The organism is Methylobacterium currus (assembly GCF_003058325.1).
GTDB classification, from domain to species: Bacteria; Pseudomonadota; Alphaproteobacteria; order Rhizobiales; family Beijerinckiaceae; genus Methylobacterium; species Methylobacterium currus.
This window is the reverse complement of the sequence record NZ_CP028843.1, coordinates 1,399,727-1,415,205: the sequence shown is the minus strand read 5'-3', so window position 1 is coordinate 1,415,205 and position 15,479 is coordinate 1,399,727. Positions and strand designations below refer to the sequence as shown.

The following is a 15,479-nucleotide window of genomic DNA, read 5'->3' as shown; positions in this document are numbered from 1 at the left end:
CCATCGACCGGGACTTGCGCCGGCGCCCGTTCGGGCTGGCCGTCGCCAGGTGCTGCGGTTCCCGGCGCGACGGTTCCAGCGGTCAGTAGCGCCGCTCGCCCCGGACCGCCCGGACCACCGCGATGACGATGACCGCCCCGATGGTGGCGGAGAAGAGGTTGCGCCAGAACCCGAAGATCGGAATGTGGAACTGTGCCGCCAGGAAGTTGCCGACCACGCCGCCGATGATGCCGAGCACGATGTTGCCGAGCAGGCCCATGTTGGAGTTCATGAAGCGCTCCGCCAGCCAGCCCGCCAGCGCCCCGATGACGATGGCCATCAGGAAGCCGACGCCCGGCTGACCGAGCGCTCCGTATACGTGACCGTCCATGTGGTTCCCCTGTCTCGCCGCCTCGCGCGGCGGAAGCCCCTAGATGGGGCGGCGTGGCCGTGTTGCACCAGGCCGCCGCGCATCGGTCGCCGTAAAACCTGACGATGCGGAACCCGGCCGGTGCGGGCCCGTTCTGAGCACGGCCCGCGCCGCCCCACGGGCGCGGGTCTCCCCGGAGAGTTGTCCCATGACGCTGAAGACCGCCCTCGCGACGGCCGCCCTCCTGCTCGCTTGCGGGTCCGCCATGGCCCAGACCGCGACGCAGCCGGACGCGACCGGCGCGATGACGACCCGGCCGGTGAAGTCCGCCACGGTGCAGTTCATCACCCTCGAGCCCGCCGCGGCGGTGACCTCGCGCCTCCTCGGCACCAAGGTCACCAACGCCCAGAACGACTCCGTCGGCGACATCGCCGACCTCGTGATCATCGACGGCAAGACCGTGCAGGCGGTGATCCTCGGCGTCGGCGGCTTCCTCGGCATCGGCGAGCGCTACGTCGCGGTCAGCCCCGACAGCGTGACCCTGTTCCGCGACGGCGACGGCTGGAAGGCGAGCGTGAACGCCACCAAGGACGACCTGAACAAGGCCCCGGCCTTCGACTACAAGAAGAAGGGCTGACGCAGCCCGGCGCCCCGGGGACCGGGGCGCCCCTCACGCGCGCGCGTTGCGCCGCTCGCGGAACACCAGGGCGAGGTTGCGCAGGTAGATCACCGTGCCGAGGCTCTGGCCGAGGATGAAGACCGGGTCGCGCCGGTAGAGCGCGTAGCCGAGCAGCACCGCCGAGCCGCCCAGCGACAGGAACCAGAAGGAGAGCGGGATCACGCTGCGCCCCGCCTTCTCGCTGGCGATCCACTGGACCAGGAAGCGGGCGGTGAACAGCCCCTGCCCGACGAGGCCGACCATCAGCACGAGGTCGACGGGTCCGGTGAACAGCGACCAGAAATAGGCGCTGAGCCCGTGCATGATGTCGGCGACCATCGGGCTACTCCGTCTCCGCCGTCGCGGCCGGCTCATTCGTCACGACCTGCGGCACCCGGCGCCGGCGGCGGATCAGCCACCACACCCCGGCGAGGTCGAGGATGCCGACCCAGAGCCGGTCGAACAGGCCGTAATTCGAGCGGCCGGTGAAGCGCGGCCGGTCGACCACGTCGGCATGGACGACGGAGAAGCCCTCGCGGGCGACGAGGGCCGGCATGAAGCGGTGGAGCGCGTCGAAATAGGGCAGGCGCAGGTACACCGCCCGGCGGAAGACCTTGAGGCCGCAGCCGGTATCCCGCGTCGCGTCCCTGAGGATGCGGCCCCGCACCCCGTTGGCGATGCGCGACTGGATCATCTTCAGCCGCCCGTCCTTGCGGCCGACCCGCTGGCCCTGGGCCAGCCCCGCCCCCGGTCCGGCCGCGAGGAGCGCCGCTGCCAGGGCCGGGATGAAGGCCGGGTCGTTCTGGCCGTCGCCGTCGAGGGTCGCCACCAGCGCGCCGCGCGCCGCCAGCACGCCGGTGCGCACCGCCGCGCTCTGGCCGCAGCTCTCGCGGTGGCGCAGCACCCGCAATTCCGGATGGCGTGACTGCAAGTCCGCCAGGGCCGCCGGGGTGGCGTCGGTCGAGCCGTCGTCGACGTAGAGGATCTCGAACGGGCTCAAGGAGGCGCAGGCCGCGACGATCTCGGCGACGAGGGGCGCGATGTTGCCGGCCTCGTTCTTCACCGGCACCACGACGCTGAGGCGGATCGCCTCCCGATCGGGCATGGCGTGCGGGCCTTCCTGCAAGGGCTGGATCACGGGCTGGATCACGGGCTGGATCACGGCGTCACCGCATAGGCCGACAGGCCGACCGGCTTGCCGCCGTTGATGTTGAAGCCCGTCACGCGGCCGACCGGCTGCGGCGGGGTGCCGGCATTCGCCGTGCCGGCCGATTGCGCGGCGCCGGCCGCTCGCGCGGCGCCGGCCGCTCGCGCGGCCGTGAAGGCCTTGGCGAAGCGGTCCTCGATATAGACGAGGCGGCAGCCGCCCTGGTTGAGGAAGGCGGCGGCCTCCTCGGCGGAATCGAGCATCGCGAGGTCGGTGCCGGTGAGGAAGACCAGGCTCGGCTCGCGGTAGCCGAGCGTCGCGACCTTCGGATTCGGGCAGGGCAGCGCGTCGCGCAAGGCGGCGAGCCGCGGCGAGACCTTGAGGGCGGCGAGCGCCGGCTGGGTCAGCCCGAACACCGCCGGGCCCAGCAGCGCCCCGGCGAGCACCGCGACGGCGAGGGCGCGCTCGGGCAAACCGTCCACGAAGGCGCGCCAGGCGAGGAACGCCACCGCGCTCGCCGCCACGAGCAGCGGCAGCCCCGCCCACGGGATCGCCCCGTCGAGGCGCCAGGTGGCGATGCACAGGCCCACCGTCAGTCCGGTGGGGATGAACGGCACCAGCAAAGCCACGAGCCGCGCTCCCGGCCGGTCGCGGTGGACCGCTCCGCGGGCGACCGCCGTGACGGCGAGGATCGCGAGCGCCGTGCAGAGCGGCAGCACGTAATGCGGCAGCTTGGTCGGCACCGCCTCGAAGACCAGCCAGGACGGCAGCACCCAGGCGATCAGGAAGGCGATCCCGTCCTCCCGGCGGTTCGCCCAACAGAAGGGGAGCGCCATCGCCGCGAAGGCCGCCGCGGGCCAGAAGGTGGCGAAGATGACGAGGAGGTAGGTCCCGGGCGGCGCCCAGTGCTGGGTCTGGGCGGTGCCGACCTTGCCGAGCATGTCGTGGCCCACCGCCTCGCCGTAGAAGGCGCCGCCGCTCTTGACCGCGATGGCGACGAACCACGGCGCCACGAGAGCCAGCACCAGGGCGACGCCGAGGCCCGGCCGGAGCGCCTTCAGCCAGGCGCCGGAGCGCGCGAGGACCGAGAGGCAGAGCGCCGCGAGGCCGGCGAACATCGGCACCATCGGCCCCTTGACCAGGATGCCGAGGGCGACTGCGAGCCAGAAGGTCAGGATTGTGGCGTTCGGCAGCCGGGTGGCCGTCGCGCGGGTGAGCCAGGCGCGGGCGAGCGCCCCCATGGCGGCGACCGCGCAGGCGGTGAGCAGCGCGTCGGTCTTGGCGAGCCGCGCCTCGGCCGAGAGCATCGCGGAGGCGCCGACGAGGGCGGCGGCCAGGACGGCATGGCGCCGCGGCAGGAAGGCGAGCGCGGCCCAGTAGCTGAAGAGCACCGTGGCGACCGCGCCGATCAGCGAGGGGATCCGGTAGAGCCAGATGGCCGTGCGGGCGCCCGGCACGCCGAGCGCCTCGCCGGCGGCGACGACCGCGCTCTGGGCCCAGTAGATGCCGACCGGCTTCTTGTGCCGGGCCTCGCCCTGGAAGCGGATATCGACGAGGTCGCCCGATTCGAGCATCTGCTTCGAGGCCTGGGCGAAGCGCGGCTCGTCCCGGTCCATCGGCTGGAGCGAGGCGAAGCCCGGCAGGAAGCAGACCAGCGACAGGACGACGAGCAGCGCGCAGGCCGCCCCGTGGCTGCGCGCCCCGAGATCGAGGAGGCGCTCCGCGAGGAGGCCCACGGAGGCGGCGCGGCCGGGGCGGCGCCCGGCGGCAAGGCTCGTCAATGCACTGCTCCGAACCGGGGAACCCGACGCCCTCGGCGCCAGCCGGGCAGCCCGACCGGCGCCGGTCGCGGCGGGCGCCCGTGTCGGTGATCCGGGTCGGATTGTCAATTTTTAGGGGGCGCCAGCGCTCACTCGGTCCGGGCCGAAACTGCGACGCTCGATGATGCCCTCCTCGCACAACGAGATGATCCAGAACATATCGCGAATTTTTAAATAACATCCATTTCATATGAATCGATAATCTTGTGGTTTTTGGATATTTTGAAAATACAGACGCCAAGACATAACATAAATAAGAATTTTTAGACGATTATCTGTCAGATCTTATGCCGATCCGCCTGTCAAACGGCAATTGATTTATCTTCGTACGAAACTTAGAGTGTGTCGCTCCCTATGATTTCGTGGAATAGACGCTTCGATGGCGACCGGCAGCGGCGTTGATTGGTATGACCTATATAAAACTTCTGCGCCGATCATTGCGGCATTCGTAGGCAGTACGCTCGCCTTTGGATATGTGATGCTTGGTATTAGTATTGAAAAACGAAAACAGCTCAATCAGGAACTCGTCAAGCGAAGAATGAAATTCTATGATGACGTCGCCGTCAACTTGAACAAGGTATTTTGCTTTTATCGAGCGGTTGGTGACTGGCACATTCTCACGCCGACGCACATTATTGCTATAAAACGGGAAATCGATAGAGATTTTAATATGTTCAGATATATATTATCTCAGTCTACTTATTCTTCATATCGGCATTTTATTGCAACATTTTTTAAGGAGTTTAATGGCCCGGGCGTTGTGGCCAAGCTGATCGTTGATAGGGAGCACCTTGAAAGGCATATGGGCAACAAGTACGATTTTCGATGGGAGTCAGAGTTTGCTGACTACGGGGTTGAATACAAGAAGCATGAGGAAGCTTACACAGAGCTGATGACATGTCTCGGTAACGATGTCATGGGGATCAGGGCTGGCGGGTTTTGGTCCAGTCTCCGGCGGCATCTGCGAAGCATCTTCGCTTGGCGGCTGTGTCATGTGAGGCCAATGCCCGCGATGCCCGACGCAGAATCGGGTCTGATATATTACAGGCCGCGGCCTTCAAACCGCACGATATCCGAGGCCGACCGCCCTCTCGTCGAGTCGTAGCATGCGCTGCGGGCAGTCCGGTCGGATCCGATAGGCCGGCGGCTTGAGCCGGGGTCCCTCACGCCCTCTCGAACAGGAACCCATCCACCGCCGGGATCGGCACCGACAGGCTCACCCCGCGCGAGGCCCGCGACAGGCGCCAGGGGCGCTCGCGGCCGGCGCGGACCGCCTCGGAGGGGCGCAGGCGGCGGGTGGCACCGTCCTCGCCGACCTCGTCGATGGTGAGGAAGCCGTAGACCAGCAGGCGCGAGGCCAGGAGCTTGGTCTCCCGGTCGCCCGCCGCCACCGGCAGGGTGCCGGCCTCGTAGACCGTGTCCATCAGGCTGCGCTGGTCGCGCCGCGCGGCGGCGACCCGGGGGCTGGGGGCAAATTCGTGGTCCAGTCCGTGGCCCATCCGGGCGGCCGTCTCCTTGCGCCGGAACGCCACCACGGTGCCGCCCTCGACGGCGCTCCTCTCGCCCGACAGGTTACGCATACGCCCGATACCCTTCGCGACACGAGCCGCCGGCCCGATCGGGGCCGCGGCGATGCGCAGGATTCGACGAATCGGCTTAACGCCCGATTGACCCTGAGGCGGCGCGCCCCGTGCCGGATCGGTGCACACCTCCTGCCCTCGCCTCCCGCCTCGCCCGTCCCCGCCGGCCCGTGTATGAGCGCGACGCCCCGACACGCCCCGCGAGGAGTCCCGTGATGACCGAACCGGCCCCGCCCCGCCCGGCGCCCGCCCTGGCGGTGGAGGACCTGGCCTGCCGCTTCGGCCGGGTGCAGGCGCTCTGCGGTGTCTCGCTCACCGTGCGCCCCGGCGAGGTGATGGCGCTCCTGGGCGATTCGGGCTGCGGCAAGAGCACGCTGCTGCGGGTGGTGGCCGGGCTCGAGGCGCCGGATGCCGGCACGGTCCGGCTCGACGGCCGCCTCGTCGCCGGCGCGGGCGCGAGCGTGCCGCCCGAGGCGCGCGGCGTCGGCCTGATGTTCCAGGACTACGCCCTGTTCCCCCACCTGACCGTGCGGGAGAACATCCGCTTCGGTTTGAGGGGCCAGCCGGCCGCCACCCGCGAGGCCGCCGACGAGCTCCTGGAGCAGGTCGGCCTCGCGGGCCGTGCCGGCGCCTATCCCCAGACCCTGTCGGGGGGCGAGCAGCAGCGCGTGGCCCTGGTGCGGGCGCTCGCGCCCGGGCCGCGGCTGCTGCTCCTCGACGAGCCGTTCTCCAACCTCGACCGGCGCATGCGCGACCGGGTGCGGGAGGACACGGTGGCGCTCCTGCGCCGCACCGGCACCACCGCCCTGATGGTGACGCACGATCCCGAGGAGGCGCTGGCCGTCGCGACCCGCATCGCCCTGATGCGCGGCGGCCGCATCGTCCAGGTCGCCACCGGCGAGGCCCTGTATCGCCGCCCCGAGAGCCTGTTCGCCGCCCGCTTCCTCGCCGACGCGGCGGAGATTCCGGCCCGCATCGTGGCCGGCCGGGCCGAGACGCCGCTGGGGAGCGTCCCGGCCCCTCACCTCCCGGAGGGCGCGGCGGTCCGGGTCTGCCTGCGTCCCGAGGCCCTGCTCGTCTCCGGCCCCGGCGAGGGCAGGCCTGCACAGGTCACGCGCCGCACCTTCCTGGGGGCGGCGAGCGTGCTGCATCTCGGGGTGCCGGGCCTCCCGGTCCCGCTGCGGGCCCGCCTGCTGACCCTGAGCCCCTACGGGCCGGGCGACGCCGTCGGGGTGACGCTGGTGCCGGACGCGGTGCTGGTCCTGCCCGACGAGGAGGCGGCCTAGTCCCGAGACGACCTGTGCTTTACATTGAAACAACTAAAATCTAACACGCTTGCTTTTGTTTCGGGTTTGCTTCTCAAGGAGGCGCCATTCCCGGGAGACGCCTCTTGTCCCTGTCACGCACCGCGCTCGCGCTCTTCGGTCTCGTCGCCCTCGCGGCCCCGGCTCAAGCCCAAGGCGCCCCGGAGGGCGCCCGCGAGGTGAACCTCTACACCACCCGCGAGCCCGGCCTGATCCGCCCGCTCCTCGACGCCTTCACCAAGGCGAGCGGCGTGAAGGTCAACACGGTGTTCGTCGACAAGGGCCTGGCCGAGCGCGTCGCCGCCGAGGGCGCCCGCTCCGCCGCCGACGTGGTGATGACGGTCGATATCGGGAACCTGATCGAGCTCGTCGACCGCGACCTCGCCCAGCCGGTGCGCTCGGCCACGCTCGAGGCGGCGATCCCGGCCAGCTTACGCGACCCGGAGGGCCGCTGGTTCGCCCTCTCGACCCGCGCCCGGGTGGCCTATGCCGATCCCGACCTGCGCGACCTCGCCGGGCTGACCTACGAGGACCTGGCCGATCCGAAATGGAAGGGCAAGGTCTGCCTGCGCTCGGGCCAGCACCCCTACAACACCGCGCTGATCGCCGCCTACCTGGTCAAGCACGGCGAGGCGAAGACCGAGGCCTGGCTGCGCGGGGTGAAGGACAACCTCGCCCGCAAGGCCGGCGGCGGCGACCGCGACGTCGCCCGCGACATCGTCGCCGACCTCTGCGACATCGGCCTGGGCAATTCCTACTATGTCGGCCTGATGCGCAGCGGCCGGGGCGGCCCGGAGCAGAAGAAATGGGGGGAGGGCATCCAGGTGGTGCTGCCGACCTTCCAGGGCGGCGGCACCCACGTCAACGTGTCGGGCGCGGTGGTGGCGAAGAATGCCCCGAACCGCGACAGCGCCGTGACGCTGCTCGAGTACCTCGCCTCGGACGAGGCTCAGGCCCTCTACGCCAAGGCCGATTACGAGTACCCGGTGAAGCCCGGCGTCGCGGTCGACCCGCTGCTCACGGCCCTCGGTCCGCTCAAGGTCGACACCACCTCCCTCGTCGAGATCGCCCGCAACCGCAAGGCGGCGAGCCTGCTCGTCGACAAGGTCGGGTTCGACCGCTAGTCCCGCGCGGGCCGTCCCTTCATCGACCAGGACAAGCGGAGCCGCCGTGGAGGGAAGAGCTTTCGTGCCGTCGGGCCCGCCGCCGGCCGCGCGCCACGCCGCGCGGCCGGCGCGGGCCCGTCCCGCCGCGGCCGCGCGGTCGTCCGGCCCCTGGCTCATGGCGTGGACGCTCGTCGCCGGCCTCACCGCCCTCCTGGTCCTGGCCCCGGTCGCGGCTCTGGGCCTGGAGGCGCTGCAGGGCTCCGGCGGGCTCTGGCCCCACCTCCTCGCCCATGTCCTGCCTCCGGCCCTCGTCGAGACCGGCCTCCTGCTCGCCGGGGTCGGGATCGTCGTCGTGATGGTCGGCACCGGGGCGGCCTGGCTCGTCGCCGCCTACGAGTTCCCGGGCCGGCGCCTGCTCGACTGGGCGCTGCTGCTGCCGCTGGCCGTGCCGACCTATATCGGGGCCTACGCCTATCTCGACCTCCTGCACCCGGTCGGCCCGGTGCAGAGCGCGATCCGTGGCCTCCTCGGCTATGCCCGCCCGCGCGACCTGATCCTGCCGGACCTGCGCTCGCTGCCGGGCTGCATCCTGCTCCTCGGCTTCGTGCTCTACCCCTACGTCTACCTGCCGACCCGGGCGCTGTTCCTGATGCAGTCGGCGACCCTGGTCGAGGCCGGGCGCAGCCTCGGGGCCGGGCCGGCTTCGGTGTTCCTCCGGGTCGCCCTGCCGCTGGCGCGGCCCGCCATCGCGCTCGGCGCCAGCCTGGCGCTGCTGGAGGCGCTCAACGACATCGGGGCGGCGGAATTTCTGGGAGTCCGCACCCTCACGGTCTCGATCTACGACACCTGGGTCAACCGCTCAGACCTGGCCGGCGCCGCCGGCCTGGCCCTGGTGATGCTCGCCGCCTGCCTCGGCCTGATCGCGGTCGAGCGCTGGGCCCGGCGCGGGCGCGGCTATGCCGGGGCGGCGCAGCGCCCGCGGCGGATGGCGCGCAAGAGGCTCGCCGGCCCGGCGGCGCTCGCGGCCCTGGGCTTGAACCTCGTGCCGGTCGCCCTCGGCTTCCTGGCGCCGGCGGGCTACCTCGCGGTCGAGGCGGGGAAGCGCCTGCATTTCGCCGGCCTGTCCGGGGCGATCCTGTCGGAGGGCCTCAACACCCTGCTCTATGCGGGGCTGGCGACGGCGGTGGCGACCAGCCTCGGCCTCGTGGTGGCGGCGGGCCCGCGGCTGCTCGGCGGGCGCTGGCGCGGCCTGCTCCTGCGCTGCGCCACCTTCGGCTACGCGGTGCCCGGCGCGATCCTGGCGATCGGCCTCCTGCCGCCGCTCGCCGCCCTCGACGGCCTGCTCGATGGGCTGAGCCGGGCGCTGACCGGGATTCCGCTCGCCGCGATGGGCCTCGGCACCGGGGCGGCGCTCGTCTACGCCTACGTGGTGCGCTTCCTCGCCGTCACCGCCGGCAGCAGCGAGGCGGGCCTCGCCCGGGTGCCGCGGTCGCTGGGCGACGCCGCCCGGGTGCTCGGCCGCGGCCCGGCCGGCGCCCTGGCGCAGGTCCACCTGCCGCTGACCTGGCCGGCGGTCCTCGGCGGCGCCCTCCTGGTCTTCGTCGACTGCGTCAAGGAACTGCCCGCGACCCTGATCCTGCGCCCGCTCAACGTCGAGACCCTGGCGACCCACCTCTACGGCGAGGCCGCCAGGGGCACCTACGAGGACGGCGCGGTCGCCGCCCTCCTGATCGTCGCGGTCGGGCTCCTGCCGGTCGCGCTGCTGCTGCGGGTCTCGACCCCGAAGGCGTGAGGGTCAGGCCTTCCCGGTGCGGGACTGCGCCAGGAAGAACCGCAGCATCTCGGCGCTGGCATCGGGCCCGCGCGGCTCGGTGTAGGAGCCGTCCGGGCTGCCGCCGGACCAGGCGTGGCCGGCCCCGTGCAGCAGCCACGATTCCACGACGCCCCGCCCCTCCGCATCCGCGTGGACGCGGCGCGTATAGGCGATGCCGCCCGGCGCCTCGCCCCGCGTCACGGTTTCCCGCAGCGGCGCCCCCGGCATCGCCTGGGTCACGACCCGCTCGCCGTTGAGCGGATGCACGGTCCGGTCGCCGTCGCCGTGGAAGACGATGGTCGGCACGGCCGGGCCCTGCCGCGGCGGGGCCGCGCCGCCCTGCCCCATCGCCGCGAAGGCCGAGGGCATGTCCCGGGCCGCGCCGCAGGCCAAGCCCGAATGGATGCCGGCCGCCGCGAACACGTCCGGATAGGTCGCGGCCAGGATCGCCGCCGCCGCGCCGCCGGCGGAGAGCCCGGCGACGGAGACCCGGTCCGGGTCGGCCCCGAACTCCGCCACCACCGCCTGAGCGATCCCGGCGATCAGCGCCGGCTCGCCGGCGCCGCGGCCCTGGTCGCCGGGCTGGAACCAGTTCCAGCATTTCTGCGCGTTGGCCGACCGCTCTTGGCGCGGATAGACGACGATCGCGCCTTGCGCCTCCGCGAGGTCGTTCATCCGCGTGCCCAGGGCGAAGTCGTCGGGATCCTGGGTGCAGCCATGGAGCATCACCACGACCGGCAGGGATTGATCCGCCCGGCCGCTCGGCACGTAGACCTTGTAGGTCCGGCTGCCGGCGGGGCCGGAGAAGCTCCGCTCCTCGAACCGGGCGCCCTCCGGCACCGGCACCGGCCGGCGGGGCTTCAGGCCCCCGCCGAGACCGCCTGCCAAGTTGCTCGCCAAGTTGCTCGCCAAGTTGCTCGCCAGGTTGCCGGCAAGACCACCAGCAAGACCACCAGCAAGACCACCGGCCGCACCGCCGCCCAGACCGTCGAAGGCGCCCTCGCGCAGCAGGCCGGCCAGCCCGGCCGGCGGGCGGACGTTCTTCAGGGCCTCCGGTAGATTCCGCAGGGCGTCGGACATGCCCCGCATGGCATCGGGCATGCTCCGCAGGGCCTCGGACATGTCCGGCAGGGCCTTCTCGGACGGGTCCGGCACGCCGGCCTCCCCCGGCACCGTCCAGGCGCCGCCCGGCTCGGCCGGGGCGACGAGGTCGACGGCCCGCTCGGCTTCCTGCGCGGCGGGCGCGCGGGTGGCCGGCGCGCGGGTGGGCTCGGCCGGCACCGGACGGCCCTGGATCAGCGCGACGGCCTCGGTCAGCCGGCCGGCACGGGTGAGGCGGGTCACCTCGGCCATGTCGACGGTCGCGCCGAGCGATCCGCCCGGGGGGAAATTTCTGAATGCGGTCATGATCGTGGTCCTGTGGAGAGAGCTGTGGGGCCAGAGGGGGTCAGGCGATGCGGTCGGCCAGCGCCGCCTTCACGGCGGCGCTGGCGTGGAATGCACCGAGCACGTGGATCGACGCGATGGCCGCGCGGGCGAGCTCCGGCGTCACGTCGTCGGCGATGCTGGCGAGGCCGAGGACCTGGATGCGGAGCGGCGTCCCGGTATCCCGCGCCGCCTCCAGCTCGGCCTTCGTGATGTGCATGAGCCCGAGGCTGAGCTGCCGGCGCGCCACCGACTGGCGCAGCGCCTCCTCCTGGCGGTCGAGCTGGTTGCGCACCGCCGTGCGGATGAAGTCGGCCCGGTTGGCGTAGAACCCGTCCCGCACCATCAGGTCGATGCGGCCGAGATCGACGAAGCCGAGATTGACCGTGACCTTCTCGCTCTCGGGCATCTTCGGCCGCAGCTCGTGAACGTTCTCTGCCATCGCCATCTCCAGACCATCCAGCCGGATGGTCTGGAGATGGCGTGTGGTATGGCGCGCCGCAAGGGGGGCCGGCTGGCCGCCGTTACGGAACGATGGGCCCTCCGGACCGTTCGGCATCGGGCATCGGCGTCGTCGCGCGCCGGACCATCGGGGGGACCCGGTGGCGGTCCGAGACCATCCTGCCTCGACGCCTCCCCGTCCCGCGCGTAAGGCTTAGGCCCCATGATCGGCCCCGCATGAGCAGACGTCCTCCGAGCACACCGGACCGGAAAGCGGCGCCCCGGCCCGCCGGGGACGAGCCCGGCCTGGCCGCCGGTCTCGCTGCGGGTACGGCCACCCGCGTCCTGGCGATGCGGCTGGTGATGCTCGGGGTGCTGGGAATCTCGGCCCATCTCAGCGACGGCGCGCTCCACGCCGGCAGCCACTGGTTCATCCTCGGCGGCTACGCGGCGTCCTCGCTCTGGCTCGCCGTCACGGCGCGGCGGCGCGACAGCGAGCGCCTGGCCTGGATCACGACGTTGCTCGACGCGGCGCTCGCCGCCTACATCGTGCTCGAATACATGATGGCGGCAGCGGAAGGGGCCGACGAGCCCGGCACGCTGGCGAGCCGGCTGCCGGCCTTCCTGCTGCTGCTCGAATCTGGCCTGACCTTGCGGCCGCGTCACACCGCGGTCTTCGTCGCCCTGGTGGCCGGGGTATGGTCCGGGGCGCTCGGCCTCGGCCTGCTCGATCCCCGTCTCGGCCTGCCGCCGGCGGGGCCGCACGTCTTCGGGCTCCTGTCCTTCCTGGTGGCGGGCGCCTTCGTGATCGAGGGCTCGCTGCGCCTGCGCCGGGGCGTGGCGACGATGCTGCGCCTGGAGCTCGAGCGGGCGACGCTGGCGCGCTTCGTGCCGGCCGGCATCGACCTGGTGCGGCGCGACGGGCCGACGGCCCTCCAGCCCCGCCACGCCTGCCTGCTCGCCCTCGACATAAGGGGGTTCTCCGCCCTCACCCGGCTTTGGGGCGAGGCCCGGGTGCTGGACTGGCTGCTGGCGGTGCGGGCGCTGGCCCACGCGGCGGTCACCGACCGGGGCGGCCTCGTCGACAAGTATGTCGGCGACGGGGTGCTGGCCCAGTTCGTCGACGGCGCGCCGGCCGCGCAGGCGGCGGCGGCGCTCGCCTGCGTGCGGGAGATCGAGGCGCGGATGTGCGCGATGAACGAGACCCGCCGGCGGCAGGGCCTGCCGCCGCTGGCGCTGACCGCCTCGCTCCATGCCGGCGAGGTGCTGGTGGGGGTGCTCGACGACGGGCTGAGGGCCGAGTTCACCGTGCTCGGCCCGGCCATGAACGCGCTGGCCCGGGTCGAGGCCCGGGCCAAGCGCGAGAACCTGTCCCTCGCGGTCTCGAAGCGCGTGATGCGGCTCCTCGGCCCCGCCGCGCCGCCGGGCCGCCGCCTGCCGCGCCGCCCGGGCGAGGAGGATTGCCCGGACCTGTTCGGTCTCGATCCCGTTCCCTTCCGCGAAGCCTCGCCCGTGCCGGCGGCGTCGTGAGCGATTTGTCCATCACCGAGTGTCGCGGGGTCGAGAGTTCCATGGCCGAGTCTTCGATGACCGAGTCTTCGATGGCCGAGTTCCGCCTGCCGCCCCGGCCCCTGCGGGCCGACGGCACGCCCCGCCGCGTCGGCGTCGAGATCGAGTTCATGGGACCCTCGGCCAAGGTCGCCGCCGCGGCGCTCGCCGCCGGCCTCGGCGGGCGCCTCGCCGAGGAGGATCCGCACGCCTTCCGGCTCGAAGGCACGGCGCTCGGCGACGTCCGGGTCGAGCTCGACCTGCGCGCCGCCCACCCGCAGCGCCGGGCGCCGGCGCAAGGTTCTGGGCAAGGTCCGGGGCAAGGTTCTGGACAAGGCGCAGGTCCCGGTCTGCCGGTCCGGGCCGCGGGGCGCACCCTGGCGGCCTTCCTCGGGCCGGTGGTGCCGCGGGAGGTGATCACCGGCCCCCTCGCCTTCGACCGCCTTCCCGAGATCGACCGGCTCGCCGCCCTGCTGCACGGCGCCGGCGGGCGGGGGCGCGGGGCGGTGCTGCTCGGCTCCCTCGGGCTCCACTTCAACGTCGAGCCGCCGGACCTCGACGCCGCCACCCTCACGGGCCTGCTCCGGGCCTATCTGCGGCGCGAGCCGGACCTGCGCCGGGCCACCGCGGCGGGCGGGTTCCTGGCCGCCCGCGGCCTGCCGCCGCCCTTCCCCGCCGCTTACGTCGCGCAGGTGCTCGACGCAGGCTACCGGCCCGATCTCGACGCGCTCGCCCGCGACTACCTCGCCGCCAACCCGACCCGCCACCGCGGCCTCGACCTGCTGCCGCTCCTCGCGCATCGCGACGAGGCGGGGGTGCGGGCGGCCTTGCCGCCGGACGAGAAGGTGAGCCCGCGCCCGGTGCTGCATTACCGGATGCCGCAGGCGCATGTCGGGCTGGCAGGCTGGAGCCTGGCGCCTGCCTGGAACCTGTGGGTGGGGGTGGAGGAGCTGGCGGAGGAAGGGCGTCCGCAGGCGGCAAGCCCGCAGGGGGCAAGCCCCGATCCCGCTTGAGCGGATCGCGATCGCGGCGTAAGGCGTGACGGTGATGACCGAACGCCGCTCCCCGCTCGCGACCCTGTGGTGGCGCTTCCTCTGAGGAAGCGGCCGTCGTTCATCCTTGTCACGACCGATGCCGCCGTCTGGTGGGCTCGGTCGTTCTCGTCTTTTCGGCACCCTTCAGCGCGGCGGCTGTCCTCCGGAGAGCCCGCATGTCCGTCGAAGCGCCGCCCAAACCCGTCATCCTGACCGGCGACCGCACCACCGGTCCTCTGCATCTCGGCCATTACGCCGGCTCGCTGCGCAACCGCGTGGCCTTGCAGCACAGCCATCGCCAGTCCCTCCTGCTCGCCGACGCGCAGGCGCTGACCGACAACGCCCACGATCCGGCCCGCATCGCCCGCAACGTGATCGAGGTCGCGACCGACTATCTCGCGGTCGGCATCGACCCCGCGGTCACGACGATCTGCGTGCAATCGGCCCTGCCGGCTCTGGCCGAGCTGACACAGCTCTACCTCAACTTCGTCACGGTGGCCCGGCTGGAGCGCAACCCGACGATCAAGGACGAGATCCAGGCCCGCGGCCTCGGCCGCGACATCCCGGCGGGCTTCCTGTGCTACCCGGCCGCCCAGGCCGCCGACATCACGGCGTTCCGGGCGACGCTGGTGCCGGTGGGCGAGGACCAGGCGCCCCTGATCGAGCAGACCAACGAGATCGTCCGCCGCCTCAACCGTCAGGTCGGCCACGATCTCCTGCCCGAGGCGCGGGCGCTGATCCCGGAGGTCGGGAGGCTCCCGGGCGTCGACGGCAAGGCGAAGATGAGCAAGTCGGGCGGCAATGCCGTGCCGCTCTCGGCCTCGGACGCCGAGATCGATGCCGCGGTGCAGCGGATGTACACCGATCCCGGCCACCTGCGCGCCAGCGACCCGGGGAAGGTCGAGGGCAACGTGGTCTTCACCTATCTCGACGCCTTCGACCCCGATCCGGAGGCGGTCGCGGCGCTGAAGGCGCATTACCGCCGCGGCGGCCTCGGCGATGCCGCGCTCAAGAGGCGTCTCGCGGGCGTGCTGCGCGACCTCCTCGGGCCGATCCGCGAGCGGCGGGCGGAGATCGCCCGCGATCCGGACCGGGTGATGGACGTGCTGCGGACCGGCACCGCGCGGGCCAGGGCCGTCACCGCCGCCACCCGCGACGCGGTGCAGGAGGCCCTCGGGCTGTTCCGGCTCTGACCCTCCCATGCGCGGCTGCAAGCCCGTCCTTGCATGGCTGCGCATTTCAAACCCGCCCCCG

15 protein-coding genes are annotated in these 15,479 nt (G+C 72.2%); 8 read left to right on the top strand and 7 right to left on the bottom strand.

What is annotated here, in order from left to right; all coding sequences use genetic code 11:
- Positions 1-82 precede the first annotated feature (82 nt).
- Entirely contained in the window at positions 83-370 is a 288-nt protein-coding gene (locus DA075_RS06425) for a GlsB/YeaQ/YmgE family stress response membrane protein (protein WP_099952506.1), read from the bottom strand.
- Between the two features lie 187 nt (positions 371-557).
- Between DA075_RS06425 and DA075_RS06420 the strand changes: the two genes are divergently transcribed.
- Positions 558-986 carry a PRC-barrel domain-containing protein gene (locus DA075_RS06420; protein WP_164712219.1) on the top strand — a complete coding sequence of 143 codons (429 nt, stop codon included), beginning with the start codon at positions 558-560 and terminating at the stop codon, positions 984-986.
- A gap of 33 nt (positions 987-1,019) precedes the next feature.
- Here DA075_RS06420 and DA075_RS06415 read toward each other — a convergent pair whose 3' ends face one another.
- From DA075_RS06415 to DA075_RS06405, 3 genes are read right to left on the bottom strand one after another with little or no spacing between them, the layout of a single operon-like run.
- On the bottom strand, positions 1,020-1,346 hold the full coding sequence (locus DA075_RS06415; RefSeq protein ID WP_099952504.1) for a lipid-A-disaccharide synthase N-terminal domain-containing protein: 327 nt from the start codon (positions 1,344-1,346) through the stop codon (positions 1,020-1,022).
- A 4-nt stretch (positions 1,347-1,350) separates the two neighbouring features.
- A complete protein-coding gene (locus DA075_RS06410; protein ID WP_099956448.1) occupies positions 1,351-2,112 on the bottom strand; it encodes a glycosyltransferase in 762 nt (253 codons plus the stop codon).
- A gap of 53 nt (positions 2,113-2,165) precedes the next feature.
- Positions 2,166-3,935 (bottom strand): ArnT family glycosyltransferase, encoded by a 1,770-nt coding sequence (locus tag DA075_RS06405; RefSeq protein WP_099952503.1) that lies wholly within the window; start codon positions 3,933-3,935, stop codon positions 2,166-2,168.
- Positions 3,936-4,353: 418 nt separating this feature from the next.
- On the opposite strand from DA075_RS06405, the gene DA075_RS35800 reads away from it, so the two are divergent.
- Positions 4,354-5,079 carry a hypothetical protein gene (locus tag DA075_RS35800; protein WP_123834174.1) on the top strand — a complete coding sequence of 242 codons (726 nt, stop codon included), beginning with the start codon at positions 4,354-4,356 and terminating at the stop codon, positions 5,077-5,079.
- A 58-nt stretch (positions 5,080-5,137) separates the two neighbouring features.
- Here the strand turns inward: DA075_RS35800 and DA075_RS06400 are convergent, their stop codons facing one another.
- Positions 5,138-5,554 (bottom strand): hypothetical protein, encoded by a 417-nt coding sequence (locus DA075_RS06400; RefSeq protein ID WP_099952502.1) that lies wholly within the window; start codon positions 5,552-5,554, stop codon positions 5,138-5,140.
- Positions 5,555-5,769: 215 nt separating this feature from the next.
- On the opposite strand from DA075_RS06400, the gene DA075_RS06395 reads away from it, so the two are divergent.
- The 3 genes from DA075_RS06395 to DA075_RS06385 all read left to right on the top strand — a co-directional run bounded on the left by DA075_RS06395 (position 5,770) and on the right by DA075_RS06385 (position 9,756).
- A complete protein-coding gene (locus DA075_RS06395) occupies positions 5,770-6,840 on the top strand; it encodes an ABC transporter ATP-binding protein (RefSeq protein WP_099952501.1) in 1,071 nt (356 codons plus the stop codon).
- Between the two features lie 110 nt (positions 6,841-6,950).
- A complete protein-coding gene (locus tag DA075_RS06390) occupies positions 6,951-7,982 on the top strand; it encodes an extracellular solute-binding protein (protein ID WP_099956447.1) in 1,032 nt (343 codons plus the stop codon).
- 157 nt (positions 7,983-8,139) lie between these two features.
- A complete protein-coding gene (locus tag DA075_RS06385; RefSeq protein ID WP_099956446.1) occupies positions 8,140-9,756 on the top strand; it encodes an ABC transporter permease in 1,617 nt (538 codons plus the stop codon).
- Between the two features lie 3 nt (positions 9,757-9,759).
- On the opposite strand, the gene DA075_RS06380 is transcribed toward DA075_RS06385, so the two are convergent.
- Together DA075_RS06380 and DA075_RS06375 are read right to left on the bottom strand one after the other, a co-directional pair.
- Entirely contained in the window at positions 9,760-11,184 is a 1,425-nt protein-coding gene (locus tag DA075_RS06380) for an extracellular catalytic domain type 1 short-chain-length polyhydroxyalkanoate depolymerase (protein ID WP_244936520.1), read from the bottom strand.
- 40 nt (positions 11,185-11,224) lie between these two features.
- Positions 11,225-11,644: a CopG family transcriptional regulator gene (locus DA075_RS06375; protein ID WP_099956444.1), complete on the bottom strand. Its 420-nt coding sequence runs from the start codon at positions 11,642-11,644 to the stop codon at positions 11,225-11,227.
- A 236-nt stretch (positions 11,645-11,880) separates the two neighbouring features.
- On the opposite strand from DA075_RS06375, the gene DA075_RS06370 reads away from it, so the two are divergent.
- From DA075_RS06370 to trpS, 3 genes are all read left to right on the top strand, one after another.
- A complete protein-coding gene (locus DA075_RS06370; RefSeq protein ID WP_164712218.1) occupies positions 11,881-13,173 on the top strand; it encodes an adenylate/guanylate cyclase domain-containing protein in 1,293 nt (430 codons plus the stop codon).
- Between the two features lie 56 nt (positions 13,174-13,229).
- The gene (locus tag DA075_RS06365) at positions 13,230-14,204 is read left to right on the top strand and encodes an amidoligase family protein (RefSeq protein WP_244936519.1); all 975 of its coding nucleotides are present in this window, start codon (positions 13,230-13,232) and stop codon (positions 14,202-14,204) included.
- Between the two features lie 197 nt (positions 14,205-14,401).
- On the top strand, positions 14,402-15,418 hold the full coding sequence (gene trpS / locus DA075_RS06360) for a tryptophan--tRNA ligase (RefSeq protein WP_099952499.1): 1,017 nt from the start codon (positions 14,402-14,404) through the stop codon (positions 15,416-15,418).
- Positions 15,419-15,479 lie beyond the last annotated feature (61 nt).